At 38.3% G+C, this 21760-nt stretch carries 25 protein-coding genes; 10 read left to right on the top strand and 15 right to left on the bottom strand.

Annotated elements, in window-relative coordinates:
• Nucleotides 1-97 precede the first annotated feature (97 nt).
• Nucleotides 98-1114: a S66 family peptidase gene (locus tag BM390_RS04955; RefSeq protein ID WP_062322177.1), complete on the bottom strand. Its 1017-nt coding sequence runs from the start codon at nt 1112-1114 to the stop codon at nt 98-100.
• A 135-nt stretch (nt 1115-1249) separates the two neighbouring features.
• Here BM390_RS04955 and BM390_RS04950 point away from each other — a divergent pair, with 135 nt between their 5' ends.
• The 4 genes from BM390_RS04950 to BM390_RS04935 all read left to right on the top strand — a co-directional run bounded on the left by BM390_RS04950 (nt 1250) and on the right by BM390_RS04935 (nt 2978).
• On the top strand, nt 1250-1471 hold the full coding sequence (locus tag BM390_RS04950; protein WP_062322179.1) for a DUF1659 domain-containing protein: 222 nt from the start codon (nt 1250-1252) through the stop codon (nt 1469-1471).
• Nucleotides 1472-1511: 40 nt separating this feature from the next.
• On the top strand, nt 1512-1727 hold the full coding sequence (locus BM390_RS04945) for a DUF2922 domain-containing protein (RefSeq protein WP_062322181.1): 216 nt from the start codon (nt 1512-1514) through the stop codon (nt 1725-1727).
• A 72-nt stretch (nt 1728-1799) separates the two neighbouring features.
• A complete protein-coding gene (locus tag BM390_RS04940) occupies nt 1800-1940 on the top strand; it encodes a YvrJ family protein (protein WP_062322183.1) in 141 nt (46 codons plus the stop codon).
• A 129-nt stretch (nt 1941-2069) separates the two neighbouring features.
• Nucleotides 2070-2978 (top strand): homoserine O-succinyltransferase, encoded by a 909-nt coding sequence (locus BM390_RS04935; protein ID WP_089853126.1) that lies wholly within the window; start codon nt 2070-2072, stop codon nt 2976-2978.
• Nucleotides 2979-3070: 92 nt separating this feature from the next.
• On the opposite strand, the gene BM390_RS04930 is transcribed toward BM390_RS04935, so the two are convergent.
• The 5 genes from BM390_RS04930 to rlmN all read right to left on the bottom strand — a co-directional run bounded on the left by BM390_RS04930 (nt 3071) and on the right by rlmN (nt 9213).
• Nucleotides 3071-4750, bottom strand: a complete 1680-nt coding sequence (locus tag BM390_RS04930) for a glycoside hydrolase family 13 protein (RefSeq protein ID WP_089853125.1) — start codon at nt 4748-4750, stop codon at nt 3071-3073.
• Between the two features lie 100 nt (nt 4751-4850).
• Nucleotides 4851-6530 (bottom strand): glycoside hydrolase family 13 protein, encoded by a 1680-nt coding sequence (locus BM390_RS04925; protein WP_062322185.1) that lies wholly within the window; start codon nt 6528-6530, stop codon nt 4851-4853.
• Between the two features lie 413 nt (nt 6531-6943).
• Entirely contained in the window at nt 6944-7474 is a 531-nt protein-coding gene (locus BM390_RS04920) for a permease (RefSeq protein WP_062322187.1), read from the bottom strand.
• Nucleotides 7465-7953 (bottom strand): hypothetical protein, encoded by a 489-nt coding sequence (locus tag BM390_RS04915; RefSeq protein WP_062322190.1) that lies wholly within the window; start codon nt 7951-7953, stop codon nt 7465-7467. Before BM390_RS04915 ends, BM390_RS04920 begins: the two co-directional genes overlap by 10 nt.
• A gap of 192 nt (nt 7954-8145) precedes the next feature.
• Nucleotides 8146-9213: a dual-specificity RNA methyltransferase RlmN gene (gene rlmN / locus BM390_RS04910; RefSeq protein ID WP_062322191.1), complete on the bottom strand. Its 1068-nt coding sequence runs from the start codon at nt 9211-9213 to the stop codon at nt 8146-8148.
• A gap of 438 nt (nt 9214-9651) precedes the next feature.
• Here rlmN and BM390_RS04900 point away from each other — a divergent pair, with 438 nt between their 5' ends.
• Nucleotides 9652-9852 (top strand): cold-shock protein, encoded by a 201-nt coding sequence (locus BM390_RS04900; RefSeq protein WP_062322196.1) that lies wholly within the window; start codon nt 9652-9654, stop codon nt 9850-9852.
• Nucleotides 9853-10019: 167 nt separating this feature from the next.
• On the opposite strand, the gene BM390_RS04895 is transcribed toward BM390_RS04900, so the two are convergent.
• From BM390_RS04895 to BM390_RS04870, 6 genes are all read right to left on the bottom strand, one after another.
• Nucleotides 10020-11036: a PepSY domain-containing protein gene (locus tag BM390_RS04895; protein WP_062322198.1), complete on the bottom strand. Its 1017-nt coding sequence runs from the start codon at nt 11034-11036 to the stop codon at nt 10020-10022.
• An 88-nt stretch (nt 11037-11124) separates the two neighbouring features.
• Nucleotides 11125-12471: a sensor histidine kinase gene (locus BM390_RS04890; protein WP_062322200.1), complete on the bottom strand. Its 1347-nt coding sequence runs from the start codon at nt 12469-12471 to the stop codon at nt 11125-11127.
• A 2-nt stretch (nt 12472-12473) separates the two neighbouring features.
• Nucleotides 12474-13145, bottom strand: coding sequence for a response regulator transcription factor (locus BM390_RS04885; RefSeq protein WP_089853123.1), 672 nt, complete (start codon nt 13143-13145; stop codon nt 12474-12476).
• A gap of 147 nt (nt 13146-13292) precedes the next feature.
• Nucleotides 13293-14069, bottom strand: a complete 777-nt coding sequence (locus BM390_RS04880; protein ID WP_062322202.1) for an alpha/beta hydrolase — start codon at nt 14067-14069, stop codon at nt 13293-13295.
• 32 nt (nt 14070-14101) lie between these two features.
• On the bottom strand, nt 14102-15070 hold the full coding sequence (locus tag BM390_RS04875; RefSeq protein ID WP_062322204.1) for a DUF4003 family protein: 969 nt from the start codon (nt 15068-15070) through the stop codon (nt 14102-14104).
• Between the two features lie 100 nt (nt 15071-15170).
• The gene (locus BM390_RS04870) at nt 15171-16082 is read right to left on the bottom strand and encodes an AEC family transporter (RefSeq protein ID WP_089853121.1); all 912 of its coding nucleotides are present in this window, start codon (nt 16080-16082) and stop codon (nt 15171-15173) included.
• Between the two features lie 159 nt (nt 16083-16241).
• On the opposite strand from BM390_RS04870, the gene BM390_RS04865 reads away from it, so the two are divergent.
• From BM390_RS04865 to BM390_RS04855, 3 genes are all read left to right on the top strand, one after another.
• The gene (locus BM390_RS04865) at nt 16242-17039 is read left to right on the top strand and encodes an HAD family hydrolase (RefSeq protein WP_062322210.1); all 798 of its coding nucleotides are present in this window, start codon (nt 16242-16244) and stop codon (nt 17037-17039) included.
• 70 nt (nt 17040-17109) lie between these two features.
• Nucleotides 17110-17994, top strand: coding sequence for an HAD family hydrolase (locus BM390_RS04860; RefSeq protein ID WP_177220628.1), 885 nt, complete (start codon nt 17110-17112; stop codon nt 17992-17994).
• 123 nt (nt 17995-18117) lie between these two features.
• Complete coding sequence (locus tag BM390_RS04855; RefSeq protein WP_082394521.1) at nt 18118-18225, top strand: YjcZ family sporulation protein; 108 nt, start codon at nt 18118-18120, stop codon at nt 18223-18225.
• A 158-nt stretch (nt 18226-18383) separates the two neighbouring features.
• Here BM390_RS04855 and BM390_RS04850 read toward each other — a convergent pair whose 3' ends face one another.
• The 3 genes from BM390_RS04850 to BM390_RS04840 all read right to left on the bottom strand — a co-directional run bounded on the left by BM390_RS04850 (nt 18384) and on the right by BM390_RS04840 (nt 19900).
• Nucleotides 18384-18854: a Dps family protein gene (locus tag BM390_RS04850; RefSeq protein WP_062322216.1), complete on the bottom strand. Its 471-nt coding sequence runs from the start codon at nt 18852-18854 to the stop codon at nt 18384-18386.
• A 65-nt stretch (nt 18855-18919) separates the two neighbouring features.
• A complete protein-coding gene (locus tag BM390_RS04845; protein WP_062322218.1) occupies nt 18920-19360 on the bottom strand; it encodes a Dps family protein in 441 nt (146 codons plus the stop codon).
• A 99-nt stretch (nt 19361-19459) separates the two neighbouring features.
• Nucleotides 19460-19900 carry a Dps family protein gene (locus BM390_RS04840; protein WP_062322222.1) on the bottom strand — a complete coding sequence of 147 codons (441 nt, stop codon included), beginning with the start codon at nt 19898-19900 and terminating at the stop codon, nt 19460-19462.
• Nucleotides 19901-20246: 346 nt separating this feature from the next.
• Between BM390_RS04840 and BM390_RS04835 the strand changes: the two genes are divergently transcribed.
• Both BM390_RS04835 and BM390_RS04830 read left to right on the top strand, forming a co-directional pair.
• Nucleotides 20247-20978 (top strand): ABC transporter ATP-binding protein, encoded by a 732-nt coding sequence (locus tag BM390_RS04835; RefSeq protein ID WP_062321471.1) that lies wholly within the window; start codon nt 20247-20249, stop codon nt 20976-20978.
• Nucleotides 20975-21730, top strand: coding sequence for an ABC transporter permease (locus tag BM390_RS04830; RefSeq protein ID WP_062321473.1), 756 nt, complete (start codon nt 20975-20977; stop codon nt 21728-21730). The genes BM390_RS04835 and BM390_RS04830 overlap by 4 nt, the downstream gene beginning before the upstream one ends.
• The last annotated feature ends 30 nt before the right edge of the window (nt 21731-21760 follow it).

Raw genomic sequence — 21760 nt, 5'->3', positions numbered from 1 at the left:
TAAAACTACATCGGATTCTAATGGGTGAATTCGGTATTTATGTAGTGACATTTCCGATACTAACCGTCATACATCCCTGTTCTAGATAGTGTGTTTATCAAGGCTTAAAAGTCTGTTTTACAGTGCCTTCTCCATCTTCTACTCGGAGTTCTGCATATGCCCCATTTATAAAAGTAATCTGTGGCGGCACATGGCCGCAATCAATATCATAGGCAATCGGTATTTGCAATTCACGGGCAATATCTGCATACACGTCTTCAATTGTGTAACCACTTACAGGTACGTTTGCATCACTTCGACCGAATAGTATGCCTGAACATCCTTCAAACCAACCTGCTAACTTCATTTGTACCAAAGACCTTCTTAAATCAGTCGTATTCAATTCACAGTTCTCTAAATACCATACAACTGGTTCATTAGTTATGTATTTATCTCTAAATGTTCTTACGTCACCAAAAGGCGTTCCAATTAAATGGCGAATTACATCAATGCACCCACCAAGAAGACGACCTTCTATATGAAATGGTTCATTATCGATAGTTTTCCAATACGTTTTTTCAGTTAGATTAAAGACGCAAGGTGATGGACTATTGTGACTCCACTCCTTTTGATATAGTTGTGACGACTTTTGAACAATCGTTTCATCTCTATTAGTTGCTAAAACAGGCTCCCACATAGCCGTTGTTTCATCCGAATATTCTCCTCTTAAATCAACTAAATTTGTTCCATGGGCTGTTGCAAGACCTTTTGTTAATGTGATAGCTAATAGCAATACACTTAGATCAGAATAGCCTAAGATCCACTTGTTTTGCACCTTATCGAATTCAACATATTCTAGTATTTCGATTAAAAGCTCCCCACCCCATGGAGGAATAATAACTTCAATTTCATCACTTTGAATCATTGAGTTAAACTCTTTGGCACGTTGGATTGCAGATGCGGACTTTGCTTTAATTTGAGTCCAAGCAGTGTCCCCTGAAACAACGTTAAATCCTTTAGTTTGCATTCTTTTAATTGCTTGATTGAGTATATTATGTAGATCTTCTCCAACACCCGATGATGGCGCTGTTACTCCGATTGTTGAATCATTTGTAAATACTGGATATGTTATCATTTTGCACCTCTACTCAAAATTGGATTAGATAATATAATTTGAAAATTAGATATTATCATAGCACAATTAGTCACCTATTTCCCGCCTCCTTTATTTTCTCATGACGATTATAGTTGTGAAAGGAGGTGAGGCACCATGGCAACTCAAGTAACCACAAACACACGTTTACAGTTATACTTCATTACTGGCGTAGATTTAGAAGGTAAAGACGTTGTGAAAACAAAGTCATTTAACAACGTCAAAACCGACGCAACACCGGATGCATTACTTGTCGTAAGTAACGCGCTTAGCTCGCTTCAACAGTATCCCTTAATGGAAATCAAGCGTAATGACACGTCTCTGATCTCTCCAGAGTAATCAATCACGCTGATTTTTTAAGAAAGGAGGTGGCTATACTATGAAAGTTTTAGAACTTAAATTTAGAAATGCCGATGATAAAATCGTGACATTGTCACTCGATGCACCGGTTGAACCGGTTGATCCTGCCTTAATCAACACGGTCATGGATACAATCGTGACCGAGAATGCCTTTATCTCATCAGGCGGTGATCTCGTTAAAAAAGAGAGTGCGCGTATCGTTGAACGTCAAGTTACAGATATTACGCTTGGTTAATAACCCGACCTGACATTAGGAGGCCATACGGCCTCCTGTTTGTCTATCACCTTTTGAGAGGAGGAATTTTAAATGGACCCTCAATGGATCCAATTAATCGCTGATTTAGGTTTTCCGATTGTAGTGACCTTTTATTTACTACACCGGATTGAAACGAAACTCAACACATTAATTGAGTCAATTGTTACCTTACCTGATCGCTTAAAAATCTAATATAACCCATCATTGTCTCTTTTATAATAGACAATGATGGGTTTATATCTGAATTTTCTTTATTTATTGAATACATACGTCAATCAAGCTATAATAGACAAATAGATTTGACGAACGGGGGGATTTTGATTGCCTATTAATGTACCACATGCATTACCTGCACGACCGATATTAGAAAAAGAAAATATCTTTATTATGGAATCCGATCGAGCGACGACACAAGATATCCGTCCGCTTAATTTATTGTTGTTGAATCTCATGCCTGAAAAAGAACGTACAGAGACACAACTGTTAAGGTTACTCAGTAACTCACCACTTCAGGTCAATGTAGACTTCATTCATACCGCTACGTATGAATCAAAAAATGTCACTAAATCACACTTAGAAAAGTTTTATCAAACTTTTGAAGCTGTAAAGTCACGTCACTATGATGGGATGATCATCACCGGTGCACCGGTTGAACATCTCGATTTTGAAAACGTTGATTACTGGCCTGAAATGGTAGAGATCATGAACTGGACCAAAGACCACGTCACTTCAACCTTGCATATTTGTTGGGGCGCACAAGCAGCTCTGTATCATCATTACGGCATTAATAAACAGCCTCGCGAGAAAAAAATCTCTGGGATTTTTATGCATAACCGAATAGAAGCGACAAATAAGCTGATGCGCGGCATTAACGATGAATTTTTAGCGCCACATTCACGTAACACGGATGCAATCTATGACCAGCTGAAACATCACCCTGACCTCTTGATGTTAGATGATTCAAAAGAAGCCGGTCCGTTACTGATCGCCTCAAAAGACGAACGACACGTGATGATTACCGGTCATATCGAATATGATGCCGATACTTTAAATGAAGAATTTATTCGCGACTTAAATAAAGGCATCAAAATTGATGCACCGGTAAACTATTTCCCTAATAACAATACGGATGCCACCCCTAGAAATCGCTGGCGTTCGCTAGCCTATTTACTGTTTTCAAACTGGTTAAACTATTACGTGTATCAAGAAACCCCGTTTAAGTGGGATTAAAAAACAAAAAACCAAGTGGCCGAGATTTTACCCGTCACTTGGTTTTTTTCATCTTACTATAAAAGAAGGCTATTTAATGTTTAATTAACTTGTTACACTAATTTTTTCGGTAAGACTTTATAGACCCGCGCCTCATAAGGACGTAAGTGAAGATTTAGCGTCTTTTCTGTTACAACGTAATTTGATAAGACACAATCGACCAGCTCATAGTCACCGGTAAAGTCGATGGTTGTATTCACATCAAACATGTTCACGACAATGATATACCTTTCGTCATGTTCTTCGTCGTGACGTAAATAACTATAGACTTGTTCATGTTCACCTTCAATGAGCGTGTAATGACCATAGATTAATACATCACTCGCTTTTCTTATTTCAATTAACCGTTTGTAGTAATGATAGACCGAATGTGGGTCTTCAACGTTGTGCTTCACATTAATATCTGGATAATTTGGATTCACTTTAAGCCAAGGTGTGCCCGTCGTAAAGCCAGCCATAGGCGACTGATCCCACTGCATCGGTGTTCGTGAATTATCGCGGCCGTTTTTCCAAATCGAGGCCATGATTTCTTCATGAGACTTGCCGTCTTCTCTTTCATGTTTGTAACGATTCTTAATCGCCACATCATTATAATCATCAATTGAATCAAACTGGACATTGGTCATCCCAATCTCTTGGCCTTGATAAATAAACGGCGTCCCTTGCATTAAGAAATAAAGGGTCGCAAGTGCTTTTGCGGATGTTTGACGTAGATCGGTATCATTCCCCCACGTTGAGACCGAACGCGGTTGATCATGGTTTTCTAAAAATAACGCATTCCAACCATGGCCATCTAAGCCAACTTGCCATTTCGTTAAAGCGGCTTTTAAGGCGTCTAAATCAAGACCGCCGTCCACACTTGTCCCCCAAAGACTTAAATGATCAAATTGGAAGATCATATTAAAATAACCATCTTCTTCGCCAATCCACTTATCTGCATCTTCTAGCGTAACCCCGTTAGCTTCACCCACAGTCATAATATCATAGTTTTTTAATGTTTTTTGGGCGAACTCTGATAAGAATGTATCGATCCCCGGTTGATTCATATGATGATCAAATGACGGGACATACTTCTTATTCTCTGGATTAGGTAAGTCAGGAAAACCTTCACGTTTTTTGATGTGGGAGATAGCATCGACTCTAAAGCCGTCAATCCCTTTATCTAACCACCAGTTAACCATATCATAGAGAGCATCTCGTACGTCTTTATTTTCCCAGTTTAAATCCGGCTGCTTTTTACTAAAGACATGCATATAGTATTCATCGGTTTGTGCATCATGTTCCCAAACAGAGCCACTAAAGATAGATTCCCAGTTATTCGGTTCTTTTCCGTCTTTCCCCGGATGCCAAATATACCAATCACGTTTTGGATTATCTTTTGACGCACGTGACTCAATAAACCACGGGTGTTCATCAGACGTATGGTTGATTACTAAGTCCATAATGATTTTCATTCCACGCTTATGTGTTTCTTTAAGTAACTCATCGAAATCTTCCATTGTACCAAAGTCAGCCATAATGTCCTGGTAATCACTGATATCATAACCATTATCATCGTTAGGCGATTCATAAATCGGTGAGACCCAAATAACATCGATGCCGAAATTCTTTAAGTAATCGAGCTTTTCAATAATCCCTCTAATATCACCAATACCATCACCATTTGAATCATTAAAACTACGCGGATACACTTGATAAGCGACCGCTTCTTTCCACCAAATTTTCTTTGTCATGTTGCTGCACCCCTATTATCTCTTTCATTTTTTTAAAACTGTTATTAAATAGCTTACACTGTTAAGTTGGCTATTACAGCTTACTTCATTACAGTATTATTTAGCGTTTTAACAAAAAAGCATACGCCCCGTAAGGTTGTAATGTATAGCCAGCTTCTGTTTGTTTGATTGCTTCTGTTTCATTCGTAATTAAGCATGTAGCCTTCGTTAAATCAACAGTCATATCGACTGAAACAACTTGGTCCGTAAAGTTTGTTAAGACAACAAGCACTTGGTCATCTAATACGCGCTCATAGACGTATACATCCTCACGGTCAGGATGAAGCAGCTGATAACGTCCTTTAACAAAAATCTCATGTTGCTTTCTCAGTTCAATTAATTGTTTGTAGTAATAAAAAATCGAATCCTCCCGTGCTAATGCGTCTTTCACATTAATATCTGGATAGTTTGGATTCACCTTGATCCAAGGTTCACCCGTTGTAAATCCAGCATGATTCTCACTTGACCACTGCATTGGTGTTCTCGCATTATCGCGGCCGCGTTGATGAATCGCTCTTATCATCTCATCTTCTGTCAGTAAACCTTTGTCCGTTAATTCATGATAAGCATTAATCGACTCAAGGTCCCGGTAATCGTCAATCGAATCAAACTTTACATTGGTCATGCCTATCTCTTCACCTTGGAACACGTAAGGGGTACCTTTCAACATATGCAGACACGTCGCAAGCATCTTACCTGACTTTTCCCGGTATTGCGCGCGGTCATCACCAAAGCGAGAAATCGCCCGGGGTTGATCATGATTGCTCCAATATAAGCTATTCCACCCCACTTGGTCGAGCCCTTCTTGCCAACGAGTGAAAATCTTTTTTAATTCGGTAAGTTTCCATTCTTTCGGTGTCCACTTACCGAGTTCACCGTCACCTAAGCCGACGTGATCAAAGTGAAACACCATATCTAATTCCTTCCGGTCCTCACCTGTATAGAGCTTCGCTTGGTCTACATTCACATTGGGCATTTCACCAACGGTGATTGTTTCATAATCCGCCAACACTTCCTGATGTATCTCTTGTAAGAAGTCATGGACCTTCGGTCCATTAAAATAATACGGACTGCCATCGTTATAACCCGTTTTTAGTAATTCACCTTCTGGATAGCGCGGATCTTTTGAAATCATGTTGATGACATCCATTCTAAAGCCAGCGACGCCTTTATCTAACCAGTTACGCATCATCTGATAAATGTCGTGACGCATATTTTCATTTTCCCAGTTTAAATCAGGTTGTTTCTTACTGAAAAGATGTAAGTAGTATTGACCCGTTGCCTCATCAAACTCCCACACACTGCCACCAAATGCGGCCGCCCAGTTTGTTGGTGGTTCACCGTTTGTTTTTGGGTCATGCCAAATATAATAGTCTCGTTTCTCACTTGCTTTACTTTGTCTTGATTCAATAAACCAGTGATGTTCATCTGATGTATGATTTACAACTAAATCCATCATAATTTTTAATCCTAACCGGTTCGCTTCCGCTAACATACGATCATAATCTTCCATTGTACCAAACTCATCCATAATGGCTTCATAATCACTAATATCATAGCCATTATCATCATTCGGTGATTGATACACCGGTGATAACCAAATGACTTCAATACCTAACTGTTTTAAGTACGGTAAGCGCTCTGTAATCCCGTTAATATCTCCAATACCATCGCCATTTGAATCATTAAAACTACGTGGATAAATCTGATAGACAGTAGAATTTTGCCACCATTTCCCCATTTTAATGCCTCCTTAATATTATTCATGAAAAAGTTGCGCAATTTTGCATTTTTTACAAATAACTATTTTTCTCTCATTACATGTTAATCGAATTATGAATGACCGCTAAATCAGCCACAGTATAAAATCATTTGCAACCGGATACATTATTAGCCATAACAAACCTTAAGGCAAACGGTTGCACTTAATCGCTATCAAAAGAATAGCACAATTCATTTCAGGTCGCAATATATTTACTTAAATTAATTTATAATAGCTTTCATTCTTTCTGTTTAAATCCACCCGTTATTTTTATCCATTTAAAGTGACCTGGCATGCCTTACCTTATTTTCTTATACAAATTGAGAGAAGACGACGTTTTTTTCACAAAAAACCTCTCAAACGGACAAACCGCATGAGAGGTTTTAAGCAGACTATTTATCATTACTTGTAATATCTTCCTTTACTAATGTTTTTGGATCAAATCGCTTCTCGAAAAATACACCGACAAAATAGAAGAAGATCAGTCCAACAGACACATGAATGAATGTATACTGCCAACCAAATGCCGCCACTTCGAATAACACAATCGGTAGCTTTGCGGTTGTCCATACCCCTAAGAAAAACACGACATAACGAATATTCGCACCTTTCTTTAATAATGTAATAGCGATTGGAAAGGCTATATACATCGGCCCCGCCGCAAGTCCTCCTAATAACAACGCGACGATAACACCTAGAAACTTCGAGTCATCTCCCATAAACTTAATTAAGACTTTTTTATCAACCCACTGATCTATTAATCCAACAAGGACGAGAATAGGTGGTAGTAACGAAAACATGTCAATTAAGCTATCGCCTGTCAGTGATAAAGCATTCGTCCCTCGGTCAGGACTGATCCATGTCAAACCAAGCAGGATAATACTTAAGATGGTCAGCGCACGGAAGCGTTTAATTATAGCCATGGTAACACCACCCAAATGACGAAACTAAAAACAAACGCCATGAGTACCGCTGATAAGTTTCGCATGTACGTAAACTCTTTACCGAAGATTTTTCTTTCCATCGGTAAACTAGCAAAACCAACAGAGACAAGGGTCGCAATAAACGCTGATACTTGGACTAATCCTGCCCCATTGTCCACTAATGTATCCGCCAGTGGAAACACGACAAAACTTGGTAGCATCGCAAATGATCCAATAAAACTAGCGATGAAGACACCCACAACGCCTGATTGATCACCGATCAATGATGAAATGGTCTCGGGTGTGAATATGGATAAACTTAAACCGACAAACAGTAAAATAGCTAGCAGCTCTGGTGCGAGCTTGACTAACATATTTTTAGCTTTCATCAGCGCTTTTTTTGTTTTTTGCCGGTCCTTAAACCATGATAAAGCTGTCAATAGCATAATGATGCTATATAAAAATATTGATTGAGTCATACAACCCCTCCTTATATACCCCTATGGGTATACAAGGATTAGATCTTTCTGTCAAAATATTTATGTCTCTTACTTTCTCACATACGCTTCCTATAAATTGAAGGAATGCTATGGTAGTATCAACAGCACGTTTAATACATCCACAAAAATAAGACAAAACCTAGAATGATGCTCATAGGTTTTGTCTTTTAGTTAAGCTTGTTGTTTTTTCATTTGTTTACTGCGCAGTTGACCACAGGCCGCGTCAATGTCTGACCCTTGTTCAACTCGGACCCCGCAGTTGATCCCTTCTTTAAGTAGGGCTTCATAGAAAGCTAAAATTTGTTTCTTTTCACTACGATCATATTGATTATGTTCAGCAACAGGATTATACGGAATGAGATTCACATAACTCAAATGACGTTTATCTTTTAATAACTTCGCCAATTGTTTTGCTTCTTTCACATGATCATTCACATCTTTTAAAAGAATATATTCAAATGTGATCCGTCGATTGGTCGTTTTTAAGTAATAATCAATACTGTCCATTAACTTTTGAATCGGGAAAGCTCGATTGATCTTCATAATAGACGTTCTTAGTTCATCATTTGGTGCATGGAGTGAGACAGCTAAGTTTACTTGTAAGTTCTCATCAGCAAAATCTCTGATTTTATGCGCAAGACCACTTGTTGAAACAGTAATGTGCCGTGCACCAATCGATAATCCTTTTTGATCATTTACGATACGTAAGAACGCCATCGTATGATCATAGTTATCAAATGGTTCGCCAATACCCATCACAACGATATGACTCACGCGTTCATCTAAACCTTTTTCATCAAGGGCATGTTGCACCTTCATAATTTGTTCAACAATTTCACCGCTCGTTAAGTCGCGATTCTTCTTTAATAACCCACTGGCACAAAACGTACAGCCGATGTTACAGCCAACCTGTGTTGTCACACATACGGATAGACCATAAGAAAAACGCATCAAAACTGTTTCAATTAAGTTACCATCTGATAATTTAAATAGGAACTTAATTGTCCCATCTTTTGATTCCTGCTTGATCTCTTCTTCTAATGTCCCGATCGTAAAATGCGCTTCTAATAAATCACGCGTGTCTTTAGGTAGGTTCGTCATATCTTCAAAGTTTTTAACACGTTTAACATATAACCAATCCCACACTTGTGTCGCTCTAAATTTCTTTAATCCTTGACTTAAAAACCAATCGGTTAATTGGTCTTTCGTTAAGCCATAAATGGATGGTTTGTTTGACATAAATCATTTCCCCTTTGTTGTTAAATCCACCGTACAGTTAAATCACTTACTTATATTATAGGTTCACGTCTTTTTACGCAACCTTTTCCTCTCATTATATAGCTAAAAAATGATGAAGCCAACGAAAAAACGTGCTATTCAAGCGCTATCTCAAAATAAATTTATATTTTTTTCTTTTATTTTTACCGTGCTAAACCCTATCATATCAAGCTTCATTTCTATATTTTTAAAAAAAGTCAGAATTTTATAGACGAAAGCAACAATTTCTCTTCCGATAGGGTTGCATTTATTAAAAACGCCTGCTATAATGAACTTAGCTATTTTGTTCGACTGCAAAAACACTTCAAGTAACTAGCAACGTGAAAGTTTTCGTTTTGATGCTTGAGCAAGAATAGTAATACAATTGTGTGGAATAACCACACTAGGAGGAAAAGTAATATGGCACAAGGTACAGTAAAATGGTTTAACGCAGACAAAGGTTTTGGATTTATCGAAGTAGAAGGACAAGACGATGTATTCGTACACTTCTCAGCAATCCAAGGCGATGGCTTTAAAACACTTGAAGAAGGACAAGCAGTAACTTTCGATATCGAAGAAGGTAACCGCGGACCACAAGCAGCTAACGTTGAAAAGAACTAATTAGACCTAACACACAAAGGAAGCGATTCTGTCGCTTCCTTTTTTTGTTGATTATTTTTATTTATCAACCCCGCATATACTTGTGAGATGACCCATCGTGATCAATGACTTACACCATAATGGCGTTGTTTTAAAAAAGAAAAAAAGAGGCCTTAGCCCCTTTTACTTTAATCATCATCCCGATCATCTTCGTCGTCTACTTCTTTATCAAAGTCTAAAACATCGCCAGAGACAGCATCTAATGCCATCTCAATTTCTACCCGACCAGCTTTTAATTCAATGTCATATACCATACGACCATCATCGTTATCTAACTCTATTTTTTCAATTCGATAGTCCGCATAATTTTTAGTTAATAATTGACGCACAGCATCACGTGACATGACTTGACTTTTAGCGGTTGTTTGGTCATCGCGCTGCTCCATCTCAATAATGAGCACTTTTCCGGTAAAAGCATCAATCTCTACTTCAAATTCATGCGTATCATTTTCAAGTTCGACTTGATAGTAAGTCATGCCATCATCTTCTTCAAGTTCAATTTCAGTCACTTTTGCATTGTTTGCTTTTTCTCTTGCGATTTTCTGTGCCTGTCCTCGATTAATCATAACAGCCGGTGTATTGGCTACTGTTTCTTTAGCTACATCGGAGGCATTTTCATTTGGAATCGATTGATTAGATGACAGTTCTTCATCACCTTTCGATTCTTCTTGTTCTGACACTGGTTCTTTTGAGTCATCTGTCGTTCCATCAACAGTTGAGCTGTCAGATTCAGAGGCAGGATCTGAGTCAGTAGATGTATCTACTTGTTCTTCATCTGTCGTTGTTACTTCACCTGATTGATCAGCAGTTGCTTCTTGTTTAGGTTGATCCGCTTGTTCACGATCATTCGCTGTTGCGACGGAATGATTCTTTTCTTCTAAGTAAAGGATTTCTCCCGTTGTTGCATCTAATACCAATTCAAATGACTGCGTATCCATTTTAATTTCAATTTCGTACGTGTTGTCATCATATTCAACTTCGACTACTTCTCCAGGAAAGCGTTCGCTAGCAAGCGACTCAATCTCTTCGATCGACATCTTAGCTTCTGTTGTGCCCATAGCATATTGGAATACATACGCACTGATAAGAAAGACAGCCAGCCCACCGACAAGACTTCCGATTACTTTTACCATTGTTGATTTCATTTTTATCATCCTCCCTTTGTTACTTTTAGTATAGCAATAGAAGATGAAAGCACTGTAAAGGCTTCATGAGAAATTAATGAGAAGATGGTTAGAATGGTAAAAAGATACGAAATGTCGTCCCTTTACCTAAGGTTGACGCTACTTCAATCCGCCCATCATGTTGGTCAACAATCGCTTTGGCAATCGTTAAACCGAGACCTGTTCCCCCGGTTTCGCGTGCACGAGCCTTATCCACACGATAAAACCGATCAAAAATAGCTAATTGATCTTGTTCACTTAATCCTTCACCCTTATCTTCCACTTCAATAATCGCCTCAGTCGCCGTTTGTTTTAACCTTAACATAATAGCGGCTTCTGAATACTTCTGAGCATTATCTAACAAAATATAGACCAATTGTTTTAGCTTCTCTTGATCACCAACAATCGTTATCTCTTGTTCTACCATATCTAGCGCAATGGTTCGGTCAAAAGCTAAAGCAATGGATTTACTCGCTTGTTTTAAAAGCGGTCTTAAAGATACTTGTTCAAACGTAAACCTCTCACCTTTTTCAATTGATACGAGCGTTAACATTTGTTGGATTAAGCGATGCATACGGTCTGTTTCATCATTTATCGTTTCAAGTGATTCTTCCATCACCTCTGGATTAATCTTCCCTTGACGTTCCATCAACCTTACATAACTCTTAATCACCGCTAGGGGAGTCTTTAATTCATGCGAAGCATTGGCGACAAACTGTTCTTGTGTATCAAACATTGACTTAAGTCGGGTATTCATTTCATTAAAGTTAAGCGCCATTTGTCCAAGTTCATCTTTCCGATCACTAAATTCGACCGTTTCCCACTTCCCATCCGTTTGATTATGTTGCATCGCGTGCGACAATCGTTCGATTGGTTGAATGATGAGTCTGGCAATTGTCTTCCCAATTAATACACCCGGAATGATCATAATGAAAAAACTTAAGATGAGCACGAGCATTAAGACATCGAGGGCATCATCAATATATTTGAGTGGTTGCACTAATTCGAGCGCTCTTACTTGTTGATCGACATAAATAATTGGCACAGATACTTTAGCAAAGCGCTCACCATCTTCGATAGTGAATTCTTCTGTCGCTGATCGATTAATAAATGAGGCATCAAGATTCGTCAAGCGTTCATCTTGTGTCACGACTTGAATAATCTCCCCTTCATCGTCTATGAGACGAATCATCCCATCAGCGGGAACATAAGCTTTTAATAATTGGGCCGGGTCTACATTGCTGACCTCATCTTGAGCAAAAGCTTCAAGTAATGTCGTCGCTTGCGCTTCAATCCGGTCGATTTCTTGACTCGTCATAATTTGAATAAAACTAAAATAAATGAGCGCTTCAATCACAAATAAAAACAAGAGAAAGCCGAGCGTGTTAAATAAGACAAGCTTTGTCTTCAGTTTCATCTTTATTCACTCCGCACCATATAACCGACACCCCGCACCGTTTCAATCAGCTCATAACCTAACTTCTGTCGTAAATATCTGACATAGACATCAACGACGTTTGTCTCGCCCATATAATCATATCCCCACACTTCTGCCAAGAGTTGATCACGAGTCAACACGTGATTTTTATTCCTCGCTAAATAAGCCATTAACTCAAATTCTCGTTTCGTTAATTCAACAAGTCGGTCATCTTTCTTTACTTCGTAAGTACTTAAATAAATCACGACATCTTTGATAGCTAATTGATCTGCTTGATCGGTCTCAAGCGCTAATGGATTCTTGCGCAGTTGCACTCTGATTCTAGCAAGCAATTCTTCAATTTCAAACGGCTTGGTAATATAATCATTCGCACCGTAGTCTAAGCCACTCACTTTATCATAAATTTGATCACGCGCTGTCAGCATGATCACTGGCAATGTTTCATTTTCTTTTCGTAAGCGACGCAAAATATCCATCCCGCTTAAATTAGGTAACATAACGTCTAAAATGACTAATTCAAACGTTTGATCTAACATAAGTTGAAGTGCTTCTTTCCCGTCATGACATAATAACACATCATAACCTTCAAACTTTAACTCAAGTTCTAAAGCACGTGCCAATTTCACTTCATCTTCTACCACTAATATTGTCATTATTTTCACCTCATTAACCATAGTCTACCACACCTATCGATGTTACTGGTCCTGTTTAACACATATATAGGTATTAAAAAAACCTAGAGATCGCTGGGGACCGCTAGGTTTAAGTCTCGAATACACGCAAGACTTATGAGATCTGTTTCATTTCATCATCCAGTCCAACACTTCTTTTATATGTCGGTCCCAATAGCCCCATTCATGGGTACCTGAATCAAACGTCACTTTTGACCGAAGGTCATAGGCTGTTAACTGTTCTGCTAAACGTTGATTATCCTCGTAAAGAAAGTCTTCTGTTCCACATGCAAGATAAATATCTGGTACATCCTTTTTATTGTTGATTAACTGCTTGAGTAAGTAAAACAGATCATGTGTCGTATCGGTAATATCTTTATCCGCAAAAATGCGATCCATTAATGGTCCCATATCGCCCGTCTCGCGTTCTTGTCGTAGTCTCGCCATATCAACAGCCCCAGAGAGCGAAGCGACTTTATGGAAAGCGTCCGGTCTACTTAACGCCCATTTAAGCGCCCCATATCCCCCCATCGATAAACCGGCGACATAAGTATCCTTAGGTTCCATTGATACCGGAAATAAGTAGGCCACTTTTTTAGGTAGCTCTTCCGATAAGAAAGTAAAGTAGTTTCTCCCTTGATGCATATCAGTATAAAAACTATGGTCACCATCAGGCATTACAACAGCTATCCCATGTTCATCCGCGTAGCGTTCAATTGATGTTCGTCTGCTCCAAATCGTATGATCATCGGAAAAGCCATGAAGTAAATAAAGAAGAGGTAACTTTGCTTGTTGGTCTTTATTTACCCCGCCATATTGGTTGCTTGTTTGTTCCGGAATTATCACAGTCATTCCCGTATGCTTTTGTAAAACATCTGAAAAAAAGTGACACGTCATTTGCGCCATATAATCTTCTCCTACTTTCCCTATAATTATTTTTAATATAACCCAATAGAACTAGATGACACAGCCGACATAATGGCCATGTGCTCCACTTCAATTAATTCGTACGCAAGCGTCAGCACGTCTTGACTCGCCCCTGTTTGATGCGGCAAATAATCAATCAGTAGCATATGCATCGCTAACTGTTTTTGAAACTTTTTATCTTGCTTAATTTTCGTTCGTTTCACTAAGTCATTAACTAATATCTCCAGTTCAATTACATGTTTCTTCTCAAAAGATGAATGTGATAAAATCGCAAACGAGAGATATTGTTCTGGTTCTATCGTAAAGTTTACCTCACTTAACTGTTTGAATAACTGAATCGCATGACTTAAATGGTGACGGAAGGCCGGTAATGAAAAGACCATACTCATGACATAAAGGTGCGTCCCCGCCTTAAACCCATGTTTGACTAATTGATCATAATTCGATTCAATCACTTCAACAACAGCTTGTTCATCTTGCAAGCGTTTATTATGCTGTTGTTCGACAGTAATTTTAAATACAAATGGAAAAATGGTTCGATTTAGCATAAAGCTATGTCGATGCTTTAAGCGGCGATACAGCTGATTAGCTGACCCTACAGAAGAAAGCGGCGCCTTTTTCTCTACTAACATAAGTGCTAAGTAATAACTGACCGTTTCTTTGATCATACCCTCTTTCATTAACGCTTTTTGTTGCGTTAAAAAATCATCAATCGCTGCGATCGGATCGTCTGTCTTAATAATTAAAGATGCAGCAATAAAGTACTGTTCCGATTGTTTTAACGTGGAGAAAGGCGATAGTTTTTTACTGAGCGTTTGACTAACATGCTCAAATACATTTAAATCTAGCGGTTGATGACTAAGCGCAAATTGTAGTGATACGAGCGCAATACTTTTTGAGTCAAAACGCCAGCGGTAACGCTTTTTTAGTTTTAAGACATTATCTTCAAATACACGTAAAATGTTTAAGTAGTCATCCATAATAAACCCCTCACTTTATAACGATTATGCTAGACTATACCCTTAAATCTTGTGATTAAAAACGGTTCAAGCAAATTAAATTTCTTCATTTATAAACAAGTTAAACGATCAACATCGCGACGAGCCAAATCAATAGAAAACTGATAACAAGCGAAAAACTGGATACCGTCCCGACAAAGCGGCGATCATAATCAAAATCAACCGCATACGGTAAGTGGACAAGTGGCAAGGGAAGAATCGCCCCAATGAATAATGTGAGTCTTACCATCTCACTTAGCGGTAGCATGTAATAACAAATCAAACCAACGATTATACCCACCCCAAATCGCGCTGATAGAAACGATAGTAAATCATGGCGTTGTGACTTGTCCATGTGGATATGAATAAACATCCCGAGCACAATTAAAGACAGCGGCATATTCGCTCTTGAAATGACTTCCGCCGTATCAATCAATAGCATAGGCAGCTGCAAGTTTAGAACTGAAAGGATAAAGACGACGAGATAAGTCATCAGCGGTACCGATCGCCCTAACTTCTTTAATATGGATAAAAAATCAAAGGCCTGATGTTGACCTGAATAATAACTACCAATGACATAACACATACCAAAGGTAATTAAAGCATTCCCAACGTCAAGCATCCCAAAAAACTGAATGCCTTCTTGGCCAAATAAGCCTTCTACTAAAGGATAAGCGAATAAGCCAATATTTAAACCTGGCATCATCATAAGCAACATGCCTTTTGATTTGCCTACTTTCTTACGAAAAAACAAGTAGCCTACTCCCATTAAGATCAAACCATAAATAATGCCACACAATACAAGTACTAACAAGGAGGGTTCAATTGTTAAATCATGAAACGAATAGATAATTAAGCTTGGTAAGGTAACGTTGATGATCAAACGCGAGAGGCCATCCCCCTCATTCTCTCCCAACCAGCCGAAACGGTTAATAAAAAAACCTAGCACGATAATAATAATCGATAAAATGAATTGTTGATTAAAACTACCCAAAAAAATCGCTCCTTTAATATGTATGCCCTTACATGATGTTCTACAATACACAGATGATTCCTTTTCATGGTACACTAGAATATGAGGAAGAACAAGCGATGAACATGGCGTTTTAAATATAGCTTATATTTCACTAATTATTTATCCGGAGGAATAACCATGACACAGATCACACACCTTTTTATCGATGTTGACGGTACTATCGTAAGACATGATCAATCGATTCACAGCAAAACCATCGCCGCCCTTAAAGCTGCTAAAGCAAAAGGCGTTGAACTATGGCTCGCGACGGGGCGACCGGTACATGAACTAAAGCCATTAATGGACACACTCGGCATTACCAATGTTGTTGGATATAACGGGGCTTATGCGAGAAAAGGCGACCGTGTTCTATATGAACAACATATGAATGAACAAGTTGTCGATGATTTGATTCAGACCGCACAAGCTCATAATCAAGAAATCGTGTTATATTCTGACACACATAATTTGTTTACCTCTTTTGAACCTGACTTTGTTCAAACGTTTATTCAACACTTCGGTATTGTGTACAACGCTTTATACACCGATGATCAAAAAAGTCATATATATGGTATGACTTTAATGAACTGTCCAAAAGACAACATCTACTTATATCAAAAAGATGAGACACTTTTCTTTTCTGAAGTACACGTCGAAGGTATGACTAATCACTATGATATTATTCAACAAGCTGTCAATAAAGGCAAAGCAATCGAAGCCATTGTAAAACAAGAAGGTCTAAACATGGAACAGGTAGCTGCCATTGGCGACGGAATGAATGATAAAGACATGTTGAAACTTGCCGGTACCGGTATCGCGATGGGGAACGCTCATCCTGACTTAATCGCTTATAGCGATTATCAGACGACCTCTGTTGATGAAGGGGGCTTATATGATGCCTTTATTCATTTAGGCATTATTGAATCATCATCGTAACTGATCTTCGTTTCATTAGAAACATCTATTTACATCCATTTACTATATAAACATAATGAGGAGCAAGCAAATGATTAAATTAATTGCATCAGACTTAGATGGCACCTTACTACAAGAAGGTGGGACGATTTCAAAAGAAACCGTTCAGATGATTAACAAAGCAGAACAACAAGGTATTCGTTTTATGGTCGCAACTGGCCGCTCATACGGCTCTGCAAAACAAGCAATTTCAAAGGCAGGACTTGACGTGCCTATTCTTTGCATGAATGGGGCTAATCTATTCGACCATGAGCATAATCTTGTCGTGGACACACCCTTTGATGTGCCTATCGCAAAAGAAATTATTGCAGCGGTTGACACAAATAAAATTTATTTAGAAATGTATACAAACAACGGCGTCTACGCGCCAGAAAAAGATCACTTTATCGATATGTTGTTAACGATTTTACGAGAAAAGTTTGTTGGGTTCAGTGATGATGAAATTAAAGCGTATATTGATCGACGTTTCCAAGAAGAAACATTCACCTTTACAGATGATTTTCTATCAGTCTTACATGACCCGAATATTATCCCCTATAAATTACTTGCTTTCTCTTATAATAAAGGTGATCTTGAATCGTTGCGTCATATGTTTTCAAATAGAGAAGACATTTATGTGACAAGCTCAGGATTTGATAATGTTGAATTTAATCATAAAGAAGCAACGAAAGGCCATGCGCTATTACGTTACGCCAAGTCGCTCGGCATTACGTCAGATGAGATTATGGCTATTGGTGATAACGAAAATGATTTACCGATGTTAACAAACGTTAAATACGGTGTCGCGATGGACAATGCTGCAGATTTAATTAAAGCAAACGCCGCCTATACGACCACATCAAATAATGATGATGGGGTAAAAAAAGCGATCGAACGTGCGTTGACTATAAATGCAAAAGAATCGGAAGACGTTTGATTAAATAGTATTGGCTCGTATTGAGCTAATCAAAATAGAATCTGTTTCTTTAAAGATAATCGCCCTACCTTTTTATCACTAATCGGATATACTATTATATCTCGAGTAAAGGTGGTGACGTTTATGTATCCTTGCCAACCAAACCCATGCCAATCAAACAGCTACAATACGTTTGCTTTAATTGTTGTTTTGTTTATTTTACTTGTCATCGTTGGCGCATCTTTCTATTAAGACTAGCTTGACATACAAAAAGACTCACGCCATGTGAGTCTTTTTTCTATCTTCTCGTCTTTCGCTTCTCTTGTTTCATGCTATTTTAGTTACATTCGCTTGCGTTCACCTATATGTCTATCGACAAAAGAACAAATGGTGACTTCACTCATGTGAAATTAATCTAAATAGTACTTAAGCATCCACATATGTTTTTCGAGTGATGTTTTATAGCCAATACATAAATCTTCTGTATCGTCATCGCCCGCTTCACCAGCAAGTTCAATCCCATTTTCTAACTCTTTGACGACTGTTTCAAAGTCCGAAAGGACCGACTTAACCATCTCTTCTGCCGGTACTTTATCTGTGTAAGGTGCTTCACTAATGCTTGAGTGGTCAAGAAACTCTTGTAGTGTAGAATATGGAGTTCCACCAATCGTTAACAAACGCTCCGCAAATTCATCGAATTGCTGATTGACTTCATCGTATAACGCTTCGAATTTTTCATGTAACGTAAAGAAGTTCGGTCCTTTCACATACCAATGATGCTGGTGTAATTTCGTGAATAATACCCCTTGCGTTGCGACAATTTTGTTTAAGTGATCGTGTAATTGTGTCAATGAAAACAACTCCTTTAATAGTTTATTCATTCGATTCATCCACTACGAAACTCTGCTATTGCGTCTATTTGACGTCTCTTACTTCATTTGATTACTTAGCCTAAATAGTAACGTAACATCCACATATGTTTTTCAAGTGATGTTTTATAGCCGATGCACATGTCTTCTGTCACGTCATCACCTGCTTCACCAGCCAGTTCAATCCCTTTTTCTAGGTCCTCAACGACTGTTTCAAAATCAGCTAGGACCGTTTTAACCATCTCGTCTGATGAAACTTCTTTCGTATATGGCGACTCACTTATACTTGAGTGATCAAGAAACTCTTGTAGTGTAGAATAAGGGCTTCCACCAATCGTTAATAAACGCTCCGCAAATTCATCAAATTGCCCATTCACTTCATCGTATAATTCTTCAAACTTTTCATGTAAAACGAAAAACTTATTTCCTTTTACATACCAGTGATGTTGGTGTAACTTCGTGAATAATACCCCTTGTGTTGCGACGATTTTGTTTACGTGATCATGTAGTTGTGTCAATGAAAACAGCTCCTTTTTGTTTATTGAATATGTTTAGATGGATGTTGATAACATGCGTTCATGTGTTTTGTAAAAGCATTTTTGTACAGCGTAAAAAACTTAACCTAAGTAAAAACGTAACATCCACATATGCTTCTCTAGTGACGCTTTATAGCCGATACATAAATCTTCCGTCACATCGTCTCCCGCTTCACCAGCCAGTTCAATCCCTTTAGCTAAGTCTTTGACGACCGTGCCAAAATCAGCTAGGACGGTCTTGACCATCTCTTCTGATGAGACCTCTTTTGTGTATGGTGCTTCACTAATACTTGAGTGGTCAATAAATTCTTGTAGCGTCGAATAAGGACGACCACCAATCGTTAATAAACGCTCAGCAAATGCATCAAATTGTCCGTTTACTTCATCATATAACTCTTCAAACTTTTCATGTAACGTAAAGAATTTATCGCCCTTCACATACCAGTGGTGTTGGTGTAACTTCGTAAAAAGCACCCCTTGTGTTGCGACGATTGTGTTTACGTGATCGTGTAGTTGTGTCATCCAATAGCCTCCTTGAATTGTTTGTAACTGCATCGTTTTCTCTCCCTTGTTACTGTTCCCTTTTCTCAATTTGATAAACATCCCTCAAAAAAGAGAAGTTATTAATTATTACTTTATAATTATTATAATCTAATAATAATTATTTGTCAATCGATTTTTGACTCTTTGTGCGCTAGGATTAAAAGATAAATGATTTTACTTTCATCCCTTTTCTATCTTATAATATAGGAGAATTAATAAAGTTAGTGTTCACTTACATTTAAATATACCCGACTCTCTATTTTTAAAACATATTAAATAAGAGTCAGACAATTAATTTATTTAAGTAATAAGGAGAAAAAGGAGAATGACGATGACGCAAACTGCACTTACACTTGATCACGTGTCTTTTCATATAGATGATGTAGCTATTATTAAAGACATTTCTGGTACGATTGAAGCTGGCAAAATTACAGCTTTCGTTGGTCCATCTGGCGCTGGAAAATCCACCTTATTCCGATTAATCAATCAATTAAAAACCCACACAAAAGGAACCATTACTTTTAATAATGAAGATGTTAAAACAATACATCCGATGATCTTAAGAAAAAACATCGGCATTGTCTTACAAGAAGGCGTCATGACACCGGGGACAGTGTATGACAATTTAGCTTTACCTCGTCAGTTACAGAATGACACATTGAGCGAAGACGACGCGCTGTCTTTTTTACTAAAGGTTGGTTTAGAAGAACGCTTCTTACACAAAAAAGCGAAGGAGCTCTCAGGCGGTCAAAAACAAAAAGTATCGATTGCCCGCACATTAGTCAATCAACCCGAGGTTTTATTAATGGATGAGATCACCTCTTCATTAGACCAAGTCTCCACCCAAGCAATCGAAACATTAATTAAACAGCTTAACAAAGAGGATCATCAGACGATTCTGTGGATCACACATAATATTGACCAAGCCAAACGGTTAAGCGACAATACATGGGTATTAATTGACGGTAAATGCCGTTACCAAGGACCAACAAATCAATTAGATGAAGCAACCGATCAAAGGGTCATCGACTTTTTAGAAGGAGGCGATCAATCATGACTTACTTTACTCTGTCACTGACATTACTATTCGTTCTGATTCCACTCTTACTGGCTTACTATTTAAAGTTAGGCATTGAAAAAGATATTCTTGTGGCGACCGCGCGCTCAGTTATTCAGCTACTGATTGTCGGTTACTTACTACAGTTTATCTTTGACCAGGATTCTCCTATCTTTATGATGCTTATGGTAGGCTTAATTATTTTTGCGGCCACCCATAATGCCAGAAAAAAAGGGATCAATTACAAAGGCATCACGTGGAAGTTGATCTTAACGTATACAACAATTGAACTGCTGACACAAGCCATCTTAATTGGTTTAAATATTACCCCCGCGACACCTCAATATGTCATTCCCATCAGCGGAATGGTTGTCGGCAATGCGATGGTTTTATCGATTCTGTTCCTCAATCGATTAACATCTGAAGTTGAGGATAAACAAGATGAAATTGAACTCATTCTCTCACTCGGCGGTTCGACAAAACAAGCGATTCACAGGCAACTGCTCACGTCAATTAAAGCGAGTACCGTGCCAACGATTGAGAAACAAAAAACGATGGGACTCGTTCAGTTACCTGGGATGATGAGTGGTCAAATCATTGCTGGTGCGGACCCGATTCAAGCCGTTCAGTTTCAACTATTAATTCTATTTATTTTACTCACAACAGCGATTTTAACGAGTATTATGTTAGGTTTCTTATCCTATCCAACCTTATTTACAGAACAAATGCAGTTAAAACAAACGTTTAAATAAAGAAACAGCGACACCAAGCATCTCTTGGTG

Source organism: Halolactibacillus miurensis (genome assembly GCF_900116255.1).
Lineage (GTDB): Bacteria > Bacillota > Bacilli > Bacillales > Amphibacillaceae > Halolactibacillus > Halolactibacillus miurensis.
Note: the sequence above shows the minus strand (reverse complement) of the source record. Positions and strands in the feature narration are given on the sequence as shown.

What these genes read in the sequence shown, in the direction of transcription:
- BM390_RS04955 (WP_062322177.1), bottom strand. Translation starts at nt 1,114, where the DNA reads ATGATAACATATCCAGTATTTACAAATGATTCAACAATCGGAGTAACA.
- BM390_RS04950 (WP_062322179.1), top strand. Translation starts at nt 1,250, where the DNA reads ATGGCAACTCAAGTAACCACAAACACACGTTTACAGTTATACTTCATT.
- BM390_RS04945 (WP_062322181.1), top strand. Translation starts at nt 1,512, where the DNA reads ATGAAAGTTTTAGAACTTAAATTTAGAAATGCCGATGATAAAATCGTG.
- BM390_RS04940 (WP_062322183.1), top strand. Translation starts at nt 1,800, where the DNA reads ATGGACCCTCAATGGATCCAATTAATCGCTGATTTAGGTTTTCCGATT.
- BM390_RS04930 (WP_089853125.1), bottom strand. Translation starts at nt 4,750, where the DNA reads ATGACAAAGAAAATTTGGTGGAAAGAAGCGGTCGCTTATCAAGTGTAT.
- BM390_RS04925 (WP_062322185.1), bottom strand. Translation starts at nt 6,530, where the DNA reads ATGGGGAAATGGTGGCAAAATTCTACTGTCTATCAGATTTATCCACGT.
- BM390_RS04920 (WP_062322187.1), bottom strand. Translation starts at nt 7,474, where the DNA reads ATGGCTATAATTAAACGCTTCCGTGCGCTGACCATCTTAAGTATTATC.
- BM390_RS04915 (WP_062322190.1), bottom strand. Translation starts at nt 7,953, where the DNA reads ATGACTCAATCAATATTTTTATATAGCATCATTATGCTATTGACAGCT.
- rlmN (WP_062322191.1), bottom strand. Translation starts at nt 9,213, where the DNA reads ATGTCAAACAAACCATCCATTTATGGCTTAACGAAAGACCAATTAACC.
- BM390_RS04900 (WP_062322196.1), top strand. Translation starts at nt 9,652, where the DNA reads ATGGCACAAGGTACAGTAAAATGGTTTAACGCAGACAAAGGTTTTGGA.
- BM390_RS04895 (WP_062322198.1), bottom strand. Translation starts at nt 11,036, where the DNA reads ATGAAATCAACAATGGTAAAAGTAATCGGAAGTCTTGTCGGTGGGCTG.
- BM390_RS04890 (WP_062322200.1), bottom strand. Translation starts at nt 12,471, where the DNA reads ATGAAACTGAAGACAAAGCTTGTCTTATTTAACACGCTCGGCTTTCTC.
- BM390_RS04885 (WP_089853123.1), bottom strand. Translation starts at nt 13,145, where the DNA reads ATGACAATATTAGTGGTAGAAGATGAAGTGAAATTGGCACGTGCTTTA.
- BM390_RS04880 (WP_062322202.1), bottom strand. Translation starts at nt 14,069, where the DNA reads ATGGCGCAAATGACGTGTCACTTTTTTTCAGATGTTTTACAAAAGCAT.
- BM390_RS04875 (WP_062322204.1), bottom strand. Translation starts at nt 15,070, where the DNA reads ATGGATGACTACTTAAACATTTTACGTGTATTTGAAGATAATGTCTTA.
- BM390_RS04865 (WP_062322210.1), top strand. Translation starts at nt 16,242, where the DNA reads ATGACACAGATCACACACCTTTTTATCGATGTTGACGGTACTATCGTA.
- BM390_RS04860 (WP_177220628.1), top strand. Translation starts at nt 17,110, where the DNA reads ATGATTAAATTAATTGCATCAGACTTAGATGGCACCTTACTACAAGAA.
- BM390_RS04855 (WP_082394521.1), top strand. Translation starts at nt 18,118, where the DNA reads ATGTATCCTTGCCAACCAAACCCATGCCAATCAAACAGCTACAATACG.
- BM390_RS04850 (WP_062322216.1), bottom strand. Translation starts at nt 18,854, where the DNA reads ATGAATAAACTATTAAAGGAGTTGTTTTCATTGACACAATTACACGAT.
- BM390_RS04840 (WP_062322222.1), bottom strand. Translation starts at nt 19,900, where the DNA reads ATGACACAACTACACGATCACGTAAACACAATCGTCGCAACACAAGGG.
- BM390_RS04835 (WP_062321471.1), top strand. Translation starts at nt 20,247, where the DNA reads ATGACGATGACGCAAACTGCACTTACACTTGATCACGTGTCTTTTCAT.
- BM390_RS04830 (WP_062321473.1), top strand. Translation starts at nt 20,975, where the DNA reads ATGACTTACTTTACTCTGTCACTGACATTACTATTCGTTCTGATTCCA.